10 protein-coding genes and 1 tRNA gene are annotated in these 14,196 nt (G+C 72.8%); 1 reads left to right on the top strand and 10 read right to left on the bottom strand.

Features of this window, described 5'->3' with window-relative positions; all coding sequences use genetic code 11:
* Positions 1 to 45 precede the first annotated feature (45 nt).
* The 7 genes from rho to ABEB06_RS24085 all read right to left on the bottom strand — a co-directional run bounded on the left by rho (position 46) and on the right by ABEB06_RS24085 (position 10,092).
* Positions 46 to 2,142: a transcription termination factor Rho gene (rho, locus tag ABEB06_RS24115; protein WP_345698975.1), complete on the bottom strand. Its 2,097-nt coding sequence runs from the start codon at positions 2,140 to 2,142 to the stop codon at positions 46 to 48.
* Positions 2,143 to 2,659: 517 nt separating this feature from the next.
* Positions 2,660 to 3,577 carry a homoserine kinase gene (gene thrB / locus ABEB06_RS24110; RefSeq protein WP_345698974.1) on the bottom strand — a complete coding sequence of 306 codons (918 nt, stop codon included), beginning with the start codon at positions 3,575 to 3,577 and terminating at the stop codon, positions 2,660 to 2,662.
* A 289-nt stretch (positions 3,578 to 3,866) separates the two neighbouring features.
* Positions 3,867 to 4,955: a threonine synthase gene (thrC, locus tag ABEB06_RS24105; RefSeq protein ID WP_345698973.1), complete on the bottom strand. Its 1,089-nt coding sequence runs from the start codon at positions 4,953 to 4,955 to the stop codon at positions 3,867 to 3,869.
* A gap of 9 nt (positions 4,956 to 4,964) precedes the next feature.
* Positions 4,965 to 6,257, bottom strand: a complete 1,293-nt coding sequence (locus ABEB06_RS24100; RefSeq protein ID WP_345698972.1) for a homoserine dehydrogenase — start codon at positions 6,255 to 6,257, stop codon at positions 4,965 to 4,967.
* Positions 6,258 to 6,387: 130 nt separating this feature from the next.
* Positions 6,388 to 7,782, bottom strand: coding sequence for a diaminopimelate decarboxylase (gene lysA / locus ABEB06_RS24095; RefSeq protein WP_345698971.1), 1,395 nt, complete (start codon positions 7,780 to 7,782; stop codon positions 6,388 to 6,390).
* 92 nt (positions 7,783 to 7,874) lie between these two features.
* Positions 7,875 to 9,530: an arginine--tRNA ligase gene (gene argS / locus ABEB06_RS24090; RefSeq protein ID WP_345698970.1), complete on the bottom strand. Its 1,656-nt coding sequence runs from the start codon at positions 9,528 to 9,530 to the stop codon at positions 7,875 to 7,877.
* A gap of 130 nt (positions 9,531 to 9,660) precedes the next feature.
* Positions 9,661 to 10,092, bottom strand: coding sequence for a response regulator (locus tag ABEB06_RS24085; RefSeq protein WP_345698969.1), 432 nt, complete (start codon positions 10,090 to 10,092; stop codon positions 9,661 to 9,663).
* A 177-nt stretch (positions 10,093 to 10,269) separates the two neighbouring features.
* Between ABEB06_RS24085 and ABEB06_RS24080 the strand changes: the two genes are divergently transcribed.
* Positions 10,270 to 10,341 (top strand) — tRNA-Arg (locus ABEB06_RS24080).
* A gap of 86 nt (positions 10,342 to 10,427) precedes the next feature.
* Here ABEB06_RS24080 and ABEB06_RS24075 read toward each other — a convergent pair.
* From ABEB06_RS24075 to ABEB06_RS24065, 3 genes are all read right to left on the bottom strand, one after another.
* On the bottom strand, positions 10,428 to 11,216 hold the full coding sequence (locus tag ABEB06_RS24075; RefSeq protein WP_345698968.1) for a hypothetical protein: 789 nt from the start codon (positions 11,214 to 11,216) through the stop codon (positions 10,428 to 10,430).
* 372 nt (positions 11,217 to 11,588) lie between these two features.
* Positions 11,589 to 12,566 (bottom strand): trypsin-like serine peptidase, encoded by a 978-nt coding sequence (locus ABEB06_RS24070; protein ID WP_345698967.1) that lies wholly within the window; start codon positions 12,564 to 12,566, stop codon positions 11,589 to 11,591.
* A 122-nt stretch (positions 12,567 to 12,688) separates the two neighbouring features.
* The gene (locus tag ABEB06_RS24065) at positions 12,689 to 14,185 is read right to left on the bottom strand and encodes an MFS transporter (RefSeq protein ID WP_345698966.1); all 1,497 of its coding nucleotides are present in this window, start codon (positions 14,183 to 14,185) and stop codon (positions 12,689 to 12,691) included.
* Positions 14,186 to 14,196 lie beyond the last annotated feature (11 nt).

The following is a 14,196-nucleotide window of genomic DNA, read 5'->3' as shown; positions in this document are numbered from 1 at the left end:
GGACCGCGAGGTGCGGTCCGGGGCTCCGGAGGGGCCGAATCGGCGTCAGTCGTTGCCGCCGGGGGTGTTCTTGGCGATCTGCATCAGGAACTCGGCGTTCGACTTGGTCTGCTTCATCTTGTCCAGCAGCAGCTCGATCGCCTGCTGCGAGTCCAGCGCGTGCAGGACGCGGCGGAGCTTCCAGGTGATCGCCAGCTCCTCGCTGCCGAGCAGGATCTCCTCCTTGCGGGTGCCGGAGGCGTCCACGTCGACCGACGGGAAGATGCGCTTGTCCGAGAGCTTCCGGTCGAGCTTGAGCTCCATGTTGCCGGTGCCCTTGAACTCCTCGAAGATCACCTCGTCCATCCGCGAGCCGGTGTCGACCAGCGCGGTGGCCAGGATGGTCAGCGAGCCGCCGTTCTCGATGTTGCGCGCCGCACCGAAAAACTTCTTCGGCGGGTAGAGCGCGGTCGAGTCGACACCACCGGACAGGATGCGGCCGGAGGCCGGCGCCGCCAGGTTGTAGGCGCGGCCCAGGCGGGTGATCGAGTCCAGCAGGATCACCACGTCGTGGCCCAGCTCCACCAGGCGCTTGGCGCGCTCGATGGCCAGCTCCGCGACGGTGGTGTGGTCCTCCGCCGGGCGGTCGAAGGTCGAGGAGATGACCTCGCCCTTGACCGAGCGCTGCATGTCGGTGACCTCTTCCGGACGCTCGTCGACCAGGACGACCATCAGGTGGCACTCGGGGTTGTTGTGCGTGATCGCGTTGGCGATCGACTGCATGATCATGGTCTTGCCGGTCTTCGGCGGGGCCACGATCAGACCGCGCTGGCCCTTGCCGATCGGCGACACCAGGTCGATGATCCGGGTGGTCAGCACGCCCGGGTCGGTCTCCAGGCGCAGGCGCTCCTGCGGGTACAGCGGGGTGAGCTTGCCGAACTCGGGACGGCCGCGGCCGCTGTCCGGGTCCATGCCGTTCACCGAGTCCAGGCGCACCATCGCGTTGAACTTCTCGCGGCGCTCGCCGTCCTTCGGCTGGCGGACCGCACCGGTGATCGCGTCACCCTTGCGCAGGCCGTGCTTGCGGACCTGGGCCAGCGAGACGTAGACGTCGTTCTGGCCCGGCAGGTAGCCGGAGGTCCGGACGAAGGCGTAGTTGTCGAGGATGTCCAGGATGCCGGCGACCGGGATCAGGACGTCGTCGTCGGCCAGCTGCACCTCGGGCGCACCGGCGCCCTCGAAGCCCTCGCGACGACGGCCCCGGCGGTCGCGGTAGCGGCCGCGGCGGCCGCGGCGGCCGTCACCGAACTCGTCGTCGTCGTAGCCGCCCTGCTGCTGGGCACCGCCCTGCTGCTGGGCGCCCTGGCCCTGGCGGACCTGGCCGCCGTCCTGCTGGCCGCCCTGCTGCTGGCCGCCCTGACCGCCCTGGCGGTCGGCGCGGTCGCGCTCACGGCGGTTGCGGCGGTCCCGGCGGGACTCGCGGGCGTCGCCGTCCTGGCCCTCGCCGCCCTCGGCGCGCTGCTCCGGGCCGCCCTCGCGGCGGTCCCGGCGGTCGCGGCGGTCACGGCGCTCGGTACGGCCCTCGCCGTCCGTGGCGCGCTCGGCCTGGCGGGTCTCCGCCTTGGCCTCGGCCACCACGGCGGCGGTCGGCTCGGCGGCGTCGGCGGTCGGGGCGCCGGCCGCGGCGGTGGCCCGGCGGCGGGTGCGCTCGGCCCGGGCCGGCACGGCGGCGGCGGTCTCCGCGGCGGCCTGCACCGGGATCTCGATCTGCGCCTGCGGCTGCGGCTCGGTCGCGGCGGCGGCACGGGTGCGGCGGGCCGGCTTGGTGTCGGCGGCCTCGGCGGCCGGGGCCGCCTCCTCCGGAGCCGGGGCGGCGGCCTTGGCGGCGCGCTTGGTGGCCGGCGCCGCGGGCGCGGCGTTGCCGGCGAGCAGCGGGTCCCCGCCGCTCTTCTCCTTGATGGCCTCGATCAGCTGGCTCTTGCGCATGCGTCCGGTACCGCTGATTCCGAGTGTCGAGGCGAGCTTCTGCAGCTCGGCCAGGACCAGGCCGTCCAGGCCCGCGGCGGCGCTGCGGCGGCGCCGCGCCGGAGCCGCGGGGGCGGCGGCTGCGTCCGACGCGTCGGCGTCCGGGCGCGCGCCCATCAGATCGGTGGTGTCGCTCACTAAGGGTCCTTCCCTGGAGCGGACGTCGGCCTGTCTGGCTCGGCGACCGGTTGTGCTGTCCTGACCAACGTCTCTGCGCGCTGGTCCGAGGCGGGATTCCCCCGAAAGAGTTGATCTTCCGGAGGAGCTGCGAGTGCGGTGCACTGTGGTGCGAAGTGGCGCGGACGGTCGGTACTCGTGCCGACCCCGCTGCGCCTTGATACCCGGGCCCCCGTCGCGTGGCGGGAACCCCGGGCCCCTGCCCGGCCGTGCCTCACTGCGGAGGCTGCCGCCGGGGGGAGTCTGGTGCCGTCACGGCTTCGGGATGGGCCGCAGTCGCGCAGGCAGGCTGCGTACGCGGTGTGGCGGACTCCCGGAGAATCGTGGTCCCGTGCTTCCGGCCCCCGCCGAGTGGACGGGAGATCGGGATCGGGACGCGTCGCACCGCGCCCCGGAGGGCATCTGGTGCAGCAATGAGGTTAACACTACCGACCCCCTGACACATTCCCCAGCCCTTGCGTTGTCAATCGTGTCCGTCTCACATGTCGAGCGGGAGCACGGTCGCGCCGGTGCGGTCGAGCTCCAGCCGGTGCGCCGCGAACTGCGGACCGGCGAAGTCCAGCACCTTGTCGGCGTGCGCCTCGTCGGTGAGCGCGAGCACGGTCGGACCGGCGCCGGAGATGACGGCCGGGACGCCCTCGGTGCGCAGCGCGGCGACCAGCGCGGCGCTGTCGGGCATGGCGGAGGCGCGGTAGTCCTGGTGCAGCCGGTCCTCGGTGGCCGTGAGCAGCAGCTCCGGGCGGCGGGTGAGGGCCTCGACCATCAGCGCGGCGCGGCCGGCGTTGAGCGCGGCGTCGGCCAGCGGGACGGTCTTCGGCAGCAGGCCCCGGGCGGTCTCGGTGAGCACCTCGGTGGACGGGATGAAGACGACCGGCACGACCCGGTCGGACGGGTCGAGCGTGATGGTCCTCGCGCTCTCCTCGTCGGTCCAGGCGACGGTGAAGTTGCCGCGCAGACAGGCGGCGACGTTGTCGGGGTGGCCCTCGATCTCGGAGGCGAGGGCGAGCAGCGCGTCGTCGTCCAGCGCGGAGGCGCCGCCGATGGTGACCGCGCGGGCGGCGACGATGCCGGCGCAGATCGCGGCGGAGGAGGAGCCGAGGCCGCGGCCGTGCGGTATGCGGTTGGCGCAGACCACTTCGAGGCCGCGCGGCTGGCCGCCGAGGCGGTCGAAGGCGGCGCGCATCGAGCGGACCACCAGGTGGCGCTCGTCACGGGCCAGGTCGTCGGCGCCCTCGCCGGCGATGTCCACGGTCAGGCCGGAGTCGGCGACCCGGACGACCACGTCGTCGTACAGACCCAGGGCGAGCCCGAAGGCGTCGAATCCCGGACCGAGGTTGGCGCTGGTCGCGGGAACCCGGACCCGGACGGCGGCGGCGCGGAACGCGGGACCGGCCATGCGGTGAACTCTCCTGGGAGTGAGGGTGGCCCGGACAACGGGGCCGACGTGTTACGGCGCCGACGCGTGACGACGGCGGGACGGAGTGCGCGCGCAGCGGAACGGGCGCGGCCCGCCCGACCAGAGTATCGAAGAGAGGTTCAAGAGCGGTACACCCCGCTCCTCTTTGATCGGCCGTGTTGCCGCTTCTGGCCGGAAAGTGCGCAGAAAACCGCACCGGAATCGACGCGATATGGATCCGGAATGGGCCGGCCCCCGAAAGGGGACCGGCCCACCTGGTGAGACGACGTCAGTCCAGCAGGCCGAGGCGCCGGGCGGCGGCCTCCGGGTCGACCGGGACGACCTGCGGCTGCGGCGCACCGGCCACCGCCCAGTCCGGGTCCTTCAGGCCGTTGCCGGTGACGGTGCAGACGATCCGCTGGCCCGGGTCGACCAGGCCGGCCTCCGCCTTGGCCAGCAGGCCGGCCACCGAGGCGGCCGAGGCGGGCTCCACGAAGACGCCCTCCTGCGCGGCCAACAGGCGGTACGCCGCGAGGATCTGACGGTCGGTCACCTTGTCGATCAGGCCGCCGGAATCGTCCCGCGCGGCCAGCGCGAAGTCCCAGGAGGCCGGGTTGCCGATCCGGATCGCGGTCGCGATGGTCTGCGGCTTCAGCACCGGGGCGCCGTCCACGATCGGGGCCGAGCCGGACGCCTGGAAGCCCCACATCCGGGGCTTGCGGGTGGCCAGGCCGTCCTCCGCGTACTCGCGGTAGCCCTTCCAGTAGGCGGTGATGTTGCCCGCGTTGCCGACCGGCAGCACGTGGATGTCGGGGGCGTCGCCGAGCATGTCGACGATCTCGAAGGCGGCGGTCTTCTGGCCCTCGATGCGCACCGGGTTCACCGAGTTGACCAGCGCGACCGGGTACTTCTCGGACAGTTCGCGGGCCAGCGTGAGGCAGTCGTCGAAGTTGCCGTCCACCTGGAGGATCTTCGCGCCGTGCACCAGCGCCTGGCCCATCTTGCCGAGGGCGATCTTGCCCTGCGGCACCAGCACCGCGGAGACCATCCGGGCGCGCACCGCGTACGCGGCCGCGGACGCCGAGGTGTTGCCGGTGGAGGCGCAGATGACGGCCTGGGCGCCGTCCTCCTTGGCCTTGGAGATGGCCATGGTCATCCCGCGGTCCTTGAAGGAGCCGGTCGGGTTGGCGCCCTCGACCTTGAGGTAGACCTCGCAGCCGGTGCGCTCGGAGAGCACCTGGGCGGGTACGAGCGGCGTGCCGCCCTCCAGGAGGGTGACCACGGGGGTGGAGTCGGTGACCGGCAGGCGGTCCCGGTACTCCTCGATCAGGCCGCGCCACTGGTGGGTGTGCGCTCCTCTGGCGATGACTGCGTTCATCGTAGGTTCCTACTCCCCTTCGACCCGCATGATGCTGGCCACGTCACGCACGCTGTCCAGCGCGCGCAGCTTGTCGACCGTCGCCGACAGGGCGGCGTCGGTGGCCCGGTGGGTGACCACGACGAGCGAGGCGTCGCCGTCGCGGCCCTGCTGGCGCACGGTGTCGATGGAGACGCCGTGCTCCGCGAAGACCGACGCGACCTGGGCCAGCACACCCGCACGGTCGTCCACGTCGAGGCTGACGTGGTAGCGGGTGACCACCTCATCCATGGTCCTGGCCGGAAGCTGCGTGTAGACCGAGTCCGCCGGGCCGGTGGCGCCGTTGAGCTTGTTGCGACAGACCGCCACCAGGTCGCCCAGCACCGCCGAGGCGGTCGGCGAGCCGCCCGCGCCCGGTCCGTAGAACATCAGCCGGCCGGCCGCCTCGGCCTCGACGAACACCGCGTTGTACGCCTCGCGGACCGAGGCCAGCGGGTGGCTGAGCGGGATCATCGCCGGGTGCACCCGGGCGGTGACCGACTCGCCGTCGGCCGACCGCTCGCAGATCGCCAGCAGCTTCACCACGCAGCCCATCGCCTTCGCGGAGGCGATGTCCGCGGCGGTCACCTCGGTGATGCCCTCGCGGTACACCTCGGCGGCGGTCACCCGGGTGTGGAAGGCGATGCCGGCCAGGATCGCGGCCTTCGCGGCGGCGTCGAAGCCCTCCACGTCGGCGGTCGGGTCGGCCTCGGCGTAGCCCAGCGCGGTGGCCTCCTCCAGCGCCTCGGAGTACCCGGCGCCGGAGGTGTCCATCTTGTCGAGGATGAAGTTGGTGGTGCCGTTGACGATGCCCAGCACCCGGTTGACCTTGTCGCCGGCCAGCGACTCGCGCAGCGGGCGGATCAGCGGGATCGCGCCGGCCACCGCGGCCTCGTAGTACAGGTCGACCCCGGCCCGCTCGGCCGCGGCGTGCAGCTCCGCGCCGTCCTGGGCAAGCAGCGCCTTGTTGGCCGAGACCACCGAGGCGCCGTTCTCGAAGGCCTTGAGGATGAGGTGTTTGGACGGCTCGATGCCGCCCACCACCTCGACCACCACGTCGATGTCGTCCCGGGCGACCAGCGCCTCGGCATCGGTGGTGAGCAGGTGCTCCGGCACCCCCGGACGCGGGCGACCGGCCCGGCGGACCGCGATCCCGGCGAGCTCGACCGGGGCGCCGACGCGCGCGGCGAGGTCGTCGGACGTCGTCGTCATGATGCGCGCCACCTCGGAGCCCACCACACCACAACCCAGCAACGCCACCTTCAGCGGGCGCGTACGCATCATCCGACTCCGCTCTGCATTCTTCGGTCTCCGCCGGGTCCTCCACCGGACCCGCACGCTATTCGGTCCTACCAGTCTCCGGGACTTTCCCGTGGGATCTACGGCCGGTCCACGTTCTGAGACAAGAATTTCGTCAGCCGATATCCAGCCGCAGGAGATCCTCCTCCGTCTCCCGACGGACGATCTCCCGGGCCGCGCCCTCGCGCACCGCCAGCACGGGGGGGCGCAGCGCGTGGTTGTAGTTGCTCGCCATCGAGCGGCAGTACGCGCCGGTCGCCGGGACGGCGATCAGGTCGCCGGGCGCCAGGTCGGCCGGCAGGAAGGCGTCCCGGACCACGATGTCGCCCGACTCGCAGTGCTTGCCGACCACGCGGACCAGCATCGGCGCCGCGTCACTGGTCCGCGACACCAGGGCCACCGAGTACTCGGCGTCGTACAGCGCGGTGCGGATGTTGTCGGACATGCCGCCGTCCACGCTGACGTACGTCCGCAAGGCCTCCAGCGGCTTGACGGTGCCCACCTCGTACAGCGTGAACGCGGTCGGGCCGACGATCGCCCGGCCCGGCTCCACGCTCAGGCGCGGCGCGGTCAGCTCGGCCGCCGCGCACTCCCGGCGGACGATCTCCGCCAGCGAGGCCGCGATCTCCGCCGGGCTGCGCGGGTCGTCCTCGCTGGTGTACGCGATGCCCAGACCGCCGCCCAGGTCGATCTCCGGCAGCTCGACGCCGTGCTCGTCCCGGATCTCCGCCAGCAGGCCGACCACCCGGCGGGCGGCCACCTCGAACCCGGCGAAGTCGAAGATCTGCGAGCCGATGTGCGAGTGGATGCCGCGCAGCTCCAGGCTCTCCGGGTGCGCCAGCACCCGGCGGACCGCCTCCGCCGCGGCGCCGCCGTTCAGCGACAGGCCGAACTTCTGGTCCTCGTGCGCGGTCGCGATGAACTCGTGGGTGTGCGCCTCCACGCCGACCGTGATCCGGATCAGCACCGGCTGCCGCACGCCCTGCGCCCCGGCGATCGCCGCCAGCCGCTCGATCTCCTGGTAGGAGTCGACCACGATGTGCCCGACCCCGGCCTTCACGGCCTGCTCCAGCTCGCGCACCGACTTGTTGTTGCCGTGCAGCGCGATCCGCTCGGCCGGCATCCCCGCCGCCAGCGCCACGTTCAGCTCGCCCGAGCTGCACACGTCGACGTTCAGGCCCTCCTCGTGCAGCCAGCGCACGACCGCCTTCGACAGGAACGCCTTGCCCGCGTAGTACACGTCCGCGTCGCCGCCGAAGGCGTCCCGCCAGGCCCGGGCCCGGGCGCGGAAGTCCGCCTCGTCCATCACGTACGCCGGGGTGCCGAACTCGGCCGCCAGCGACTTCACGTCCACGCCGCCGACGGTCACCACGCCCTCGGCGTCGCGGGCCACGGTCTGCGACCACACCTTGGGGTCCAGCGCGTTCAGATCGCTCGGCGGTGCCTGGTAGTGGCCCTCGGGGAGCACGTCGCCGTGCCGGGGGCCTGCGGGGTGGGCGGATCGGCTCATGTCTCAGACTTCCTCGACCTATGGCGAGGGGCGGCGACCGGTCTCCGTCGACCGGTCAGCCGCCCCCGCTGTGCGCATGGGGGGGGTAGTGCTTACATCCGCTCGGGTGCCGAAACACCCAGCAGCGTGAGGCCGTTGGCGAGCACGGTCCGCGTCGCGTCGACCAGCCAGAGCCGGGCGTGCGTCAGGTCCGTGACCTCGTCGTCGCCCTTCGGCAGGACGATGCAGTTGTCCCAGAACCGGTGGTAGGCACCGGCCAGGTCCTCCAGGTACCGCGCGACCCGGTGCGGCTCGCGCAGCTCGCCGGCGGCGGCGATGACGCGCGGGAACTCGCCGAGCTGGCCGAGCAGGTCGGCCTCCCACTCGGTGGCGAGCAGCTCCGGTTTGAACTCGTCCGAGCGCGTGATGCCCAGCTCGGCCGCCTTGCGGGCCAGCGAGGACATCCGGGCGTGCGCGTACTGCACGTAGAAGACGCGGTTCTCGTTGGTCTGGCTCGTCAGGACGTTGATGTCCAGCGTGATCGTCGAGTCCGTGGAGGACCGGGCCAGCGTGTAGCGGGCGGCGTCCACGCCGATCCAGTCGACCACGTCGTCGATCGTGATGATGTTGCCCGCACGCTTCGAGAGCCGGACCTCCTGGCCGTCGCGGACCATCTTCACGAACTGGCCGATCATCACCTCGATGTTGCGGTCCTTGTCGTCACCCGCGCAGGCGGCGATGGCCTTGAGGCGGTTGACGTAGCCGTGGTGGTCGGCACCGAGCATGTAGACCGAGACCTCGGCGCCCCGGTCGCGCTTGCTCAGGTAGTACGCGGCGTCGGCGGCGAAGTAGGTCGTCTCGCCGTCCGCCTTGATCAGGACGCGGTCCTTGTCGTCACCGAAGTCGGTGGTGCGCAGCCAGATCGCGCCGTCCTGGTCGAAGACGTGGCCCTGCTCGCGCAGCCGCTCGATCGCCTGCTCGACGGCACCGGAGTCGTGCAGCGTCTGCTCGGAGAAGTAGGTGTCGAAGTGGACCCCGAACTCGTCCATCGACCGCTTGATCTCGGCGACCATCAGCTTCAGGCCCTCGGCCCGGAAGACCTTGAGCTGCTCGTCCTCGGGCAGGTCGAGCACGCCCGGCGCACCACCGGTGATCTGCTTGGCGATGTCGACGATGTACTCGCCGACGTAGCCGCCCTCCGGCACCTCGCGCCCGTTCGCGGCGGCCTGCAGCGAGGCGGCGAACTTGGTGATCTGCACACCGGCGTCGTTCAGGTAGTACTCGGTGGAGACCTCGGCGCCGGTCGCCTTCAGGATCCGGCCCAGCGAGTCGCCGACCGCGGCCCAGCGGACGCCGCCGATGTGGATCGGACCGGTCGGGTTCGCCGAGACGAACTCCAGGTTGATCTTCAGGCCCTTGAGTGCCTCGTTGCGGCCGTACGCCTCGCCCGCGTGGACGATGGTGCGGGCCAGCTCGCCGGCGGTCGCCGCGTCCAGCGTGATGTTCATGAAGCCCGGACCGGCGATGTCGACCTTCGCGACGCCGGTGATCTCTCGCAGGCGGGACGCCAGCAGTTCCGCCACGGCTCGCGGCGGCACACCGGCCGGCTTCGCGAGCTGGAGGGCCACGTTGGTGGCGTAGTCGCCGTGGTCCCTGTTCTTGGGCCGCTCGACCGTCACGTGCTCGGGCACGGCGACGGTCAGGTCGCCCGCCTCGACGGCGGCGCTCACTGCGGCCTGGACTGCCTGGGAGAGTTCTGCGGGTGTCACGACGCCAAGCGTAGGCGAGAGGGGGTGGCGGGCCGCCACCCGGTTTACCCGTTGAGACGCCCCGTATCAGGGTGAACATCGTCCGAGGCCCCGACGCGTTCGCTCAGAGCAGAATCCTGGCCGCTCCCCGCTACTGCCCGCCGAAGCCGTACGCGAAGCCGCGGCCCTCGGTGCCCGGGTCGGCGTCACCCAAGGTCATCAAGCGCTGCACCAGCGCCACCAGGTCCGCCGGGTCGAAGGGCTTCGCCAGGTACCCGTCGACGCCCACCGACTCGCCGCGGTGCAGATCCGCCTGGGTGCAGGCGCTCACGATCGCGATCGGCAGCCGGTGCGTGTCCGGCGCCGCGCGCAACCGGGCCGCCGTTCGCAGCCCGTCCAGCCGCGGCATCACCACGTCGAGCGTCACCACGTCCGGCGCGACCCGGCGGACCACCTCCAGGCACTCCGCACCGTCGGCGGCGGTCACCACCTCGAAGCCCTCGAGCTCCAGGTTGACCCTGATCAGCTGGCGGATCACCTCGCTGTCGTCCACCACGAGGACCCGCCCGGAGGTTCCCTGCACATCACCGAGGGTAGCCGCGCACCCACCGCCCCGTCCGGCCTTTCCCCACTTCGCCCCCACCACCCCGCCCGCCCGGCCGACACCACCGACCCGCCCGCGGAAACCCGTGCACGGACCACCCGACCGGCCTGGTAGTGTTCTCCACGTCGCACCGAGCAACAACGCGACACCAGGCAGGCCCCCGTAGCTCAGGGGATAGAGCACCGCCCTCCGGAGGCGGGTGCGTAGGTTCGAATCCTACCGGGGGCACTTCGCACGAAGCGCCAACTGAGGCCCAGATCAGCGGACTTGATCCGCACGATCTGGGCCTTTGTCGTGCTCCGCCGCGGTGCGGCTCAGTGCGGCGGGTGGCGGCGGTGGGCTCCGCGGAGGACCAGGGACGGGGTGTCGGGGTCGTACGCGCCGCAGGCGGTGGCGGACCACGGGGACCACTGCTGCGGGACGGTGAAGTACGGGACCAGCAGCGGGCCGGTGCGACGGTCGGTGGCCCTGGCGGGGAGCAGCGCGGGCAGCACGTCCGGGGTCTGCCCGGCGATGATCGCGCGGCGGCAGGCCGGGCAGGCGGGGCGCCGGTCGGCGGCGGCCTCGCGGGCGGTGCGGGTGGGGCGTTGGCGGCGCTTCCCGGTGCCGCGGGCCGGTTCGGCGGGGCTCGCGGGGCCGTGCAGGGGGTTGTAGAAGCAGCGGACGGCGGCGGGTTCGGGGCGGACGCCGGCGTGCAGGGCGTGCGCGGCGGCGAGGTGTTCCACGGCCTGTTCGGCGAGGACCACGGCGGCGGCCAGGTCGGGCAGGTCGGTGTGCGGGTCGGCGGCGGACTGGTCGAGCAGCCGGCCGGCTGCCTCGTACGCCTCCAGGGCCTGGCGATAGGCGCGGTGGGCGGCGGATTCGTCGGCGGCGAGGGTGAGTTCGGCGGCCCGGAAGAGTTCACCGGCGGCGGTCACCCGGTCGGCGGCGATCCGTGCGAGCCGTTCGCGCAGCACCTCCCACTCGCGCAGGACGAGTTCCCGCTGCCCGCGGCCCGCACGCCGCGGTTCCCGGTCCGCGCCGCAGTGCGGTCGGCCGCCGCCGCCCGGCTGCGCCGGTGCCCGCTCGGACAGCCATGTGACGAACCACCAGCGGCGAAACACCGGCCCTCCGACCCCCCGACGAGAAGCGACCGGTTCATTCTGCGCCCGCCCGCCCGGGCAGCGGAACGCCGGAAGGCGGATCCGGCCACGGACGGAGGACCTGGCGGCCGGTGGGAGTGGCGTCGCGTGACGCAGGAGCCTGCGCCCCGTCCACCCGGACGGCGGAACGCCGAAGGCGACGGGAACGGCGCTGCGGAACGCGGGGAAGGAACCTGCGCCCGTCCACCCGGACGACGGAGCGCCGCAGGCGGGACCGGCCACGGGCGGCGGGGACGGCGCTGCGGAACGCGGGGAAGGAGCCTGCGCCCGTCCGCCGGAGCAGCGGGAAGCGGGAGCGCGGATCCGGCGCGGCCCGCGGCGGGGTCGGCGGTCTCAGGCCGAGGTGGCCCGCGCGTACAGGTCGCCGACGGTGTGGTCGAAGTAGGCGCTGTACGAGACGTCGTCGGTGTCGCCGCCCTGCTGGTAGCCGCCGATCACGCCGATCACCCGTCCGGAGGCGGCCTCGATCCACGGGCCGCCGCTGGTGCCGCCGGGGAAGCCGGGGCAGGCGATGGCGCGCTGGAAGGCGGCCTGCTGGGTGGTGGCGTTGGTGCAGACGAGGGGCCGCTCGGCAGTCGCCGGGTAGCCGTACAGCCGCACCCGGGCGGTCCGTCCGGCGTCCAGGCCGAGCGGGTTGCCGCCGACCGCGTCCTCGATCTCGCGGCCGCCGTTGGGGTCGACCCGGAGGATCGCGAAGTCCTCGTCGGGATCCTCGCCGTCCTGCCAGCCGTCACTGGTGTAGATCGCGGTGACCTTCCAACTGCCGTACGGGGCTTGGCCGTCCCGGTAGCCGGGGACGAAGCGCAGGCCGTCGGTGGAGGAGACGCAGTGCGCGGCGGTGAGGATCAGGTCGCGGCCGGGGCTGTCCAGCACGCTGGCGGAGCAGAAGTGGTGGCCGGGCCCGGTGCTGCCGTCGAACAGGGCGCCCACCCGGTCGGCCTCGGGGCCGGCGGCGGCCTCCGCGGTCTTTCCGAGCTCGGGCGGCGGCGAGTACGAGGGCACGGTGGCGAGATGCCCGGTCCCGGGCGGGGCGCCGGTGCCGCCGGAGAGGACGGGCCGGTCGTCCGTCTCGCCGGTGGCGCTCGCGGTCGCCGACGGGGCGGTGGACGGGGTGGTGGACGGCGAGGGCACCGGGAGTGCGGCGACCGGAAGTCCGGTGTTCGGGCGGGCGGTGGCCTCCGCCCTGGCGTGGGTGACGAGTTCGGTGGCGGCGGCGGTGATGCCGACCAGGCCGACGGCGAGCACGGAGGTCAGGGCGACCGGCCGGAGCGCCCGCAGCCCCCGCCTCCTGCTGTGCCGTCCCATTCGCATGCCTCGTTCCTGCCCCGTGGCAGCTCGGTGTCCACGTCGATTCGACGTGGACACTCAAACTATGGGACGACCGCCAGGAAATAGTGTGATCTTCCTGGGAGACACGTGAGATTTGTGCACGCTCAGACCACGGCGCGCGCGGTGGCCTCGGCGTCCTTCCCCTCGGCCTCGCCGGGCGCCGGCCGGTGGTCGATCATCACGAAGGCGATCACGGACGCGAGCAGCAGGATGCCGAGTGCGACCCAGGTGGCCAGCACGTAGCCGTGCACCGCGCCCTCGGCCTGCACCGCCGGATCGGCCGCGTTGCGGGTGGCGAGCCAGGTGGCGGTGGCGCTGGCGGCGATGGTGTTGAGCAGGGCGGTGCCGATCGAGCCGCCGACCTGCTGGGCGCTGTTGATGATCGCCGAGGCGGCGCCGGTCTCGCTCGGCGCGACGCCGAGGGTGGACAGGCTCATGGTCGGCATGAAGACCAGGCCCATGCCGGCGCCGAGCAGGAGCTCGGCGGGCAGCACCGTGGCGGCGTAGGAGCTGTCGACCTTCAGCTGGGTGAGCCAGGCCATGCCGGCGGCGGCCAGCAGCAGCCCGGGCACGACCAGGTTGCGGGAGGGCACCCGGGTCATCAGCCGGGAGGCGATGCCGGTGGCGGACAGGATGATGGCGGCGGTCATCGGCAGGAAGGAGACGCCGGCCATCACCGGCGAGTACCCCTTCACGCCTTGCAGGTAGAAGGTGAGGAAGAGGAACAGGCCGTACATGCCGATGATCGCCAGGCCGACCGAGAGCGCGCCGCCGCCGCGGTTGCGGTCGGCGATCAGGTGGATCGGCAGCAGGGCGTGCGGGCTGCGCCGCTCGACCACGACGAAGACCACCAGCAGCAGGACGCCGAGGCAGAGCGAGCCCAGCACCAGCCAGTCGCCCCAGCCGCGGGTGACCGCCTCGGCGGTGCCGTACACGATGGCGAGCAGGCCGCCGCAGCCGAGGAAGGCGCCCGGCAGGTCGAGCGGGGTGCGGTGGCCCTTGGCGATGTGGTCGCGCTTGAGCAGGTAGAACGCGCCGAAGGCGGCGCCCAGCGCGATCGGGACGTTGACGTACAGGCACCAGCGCCAGTTCAGGTACTCGGTGAGCAGGCCGCCGGTGATCAGGCCGATCGCGGCGCCGCCGCCGGCCAGCGCGCCGAAGATGCCGAAGGCGGTGGCGCGTTCGCGCGGGTCGCTGAAGGTGGTGGAGAGCAGCGACAGGGCGGAGGGGGCGAGCAGTGCGCCGAAGGCGCCCTGCAGGGCGCGGGCGGCGAACAGCATGCCGCCGCCGGTGGCCATGCCGCCGAGCGCGGAGGCGAAGGCGAAGCCGAGCAGGCCGATGATGAAGGTCCGCTTGCGGCCGTAGAGGTCGCCGAGCCGTCCGCCGAGCAGCAGCAGTCCGCCGAAGGCCAGCAGGTAGGCGGTGATCACCCACTGCCGGTTGGCGTCGGAGATGCCGAGGTCCTTCTGCGCGGACGGCAGGGCGATGTTCACGATCGTCGCGTCGAGGACGATCATCAGCTGGGCGATGGCGATGACCGCCAGTGCCCACCAGCGGCGGGGATCCACCGCGGTGTCGTCGGGGGCGTGCTGGGGGGTCACCGTGGGCCGCC

Origin of the sequence: Kitasatospora terrestris, assembly GCF_039542905.1 — a bacterium.
Lineage (GTDB): Bacteria > Actinomycetota > Actinomycetes > Streptomycetales > Streptomycetaceae > Kitasatospora > Kitasatospora terrestris.
This window is presented reverse-complemented; position numbering and strand designations above follow the sequence as displayed.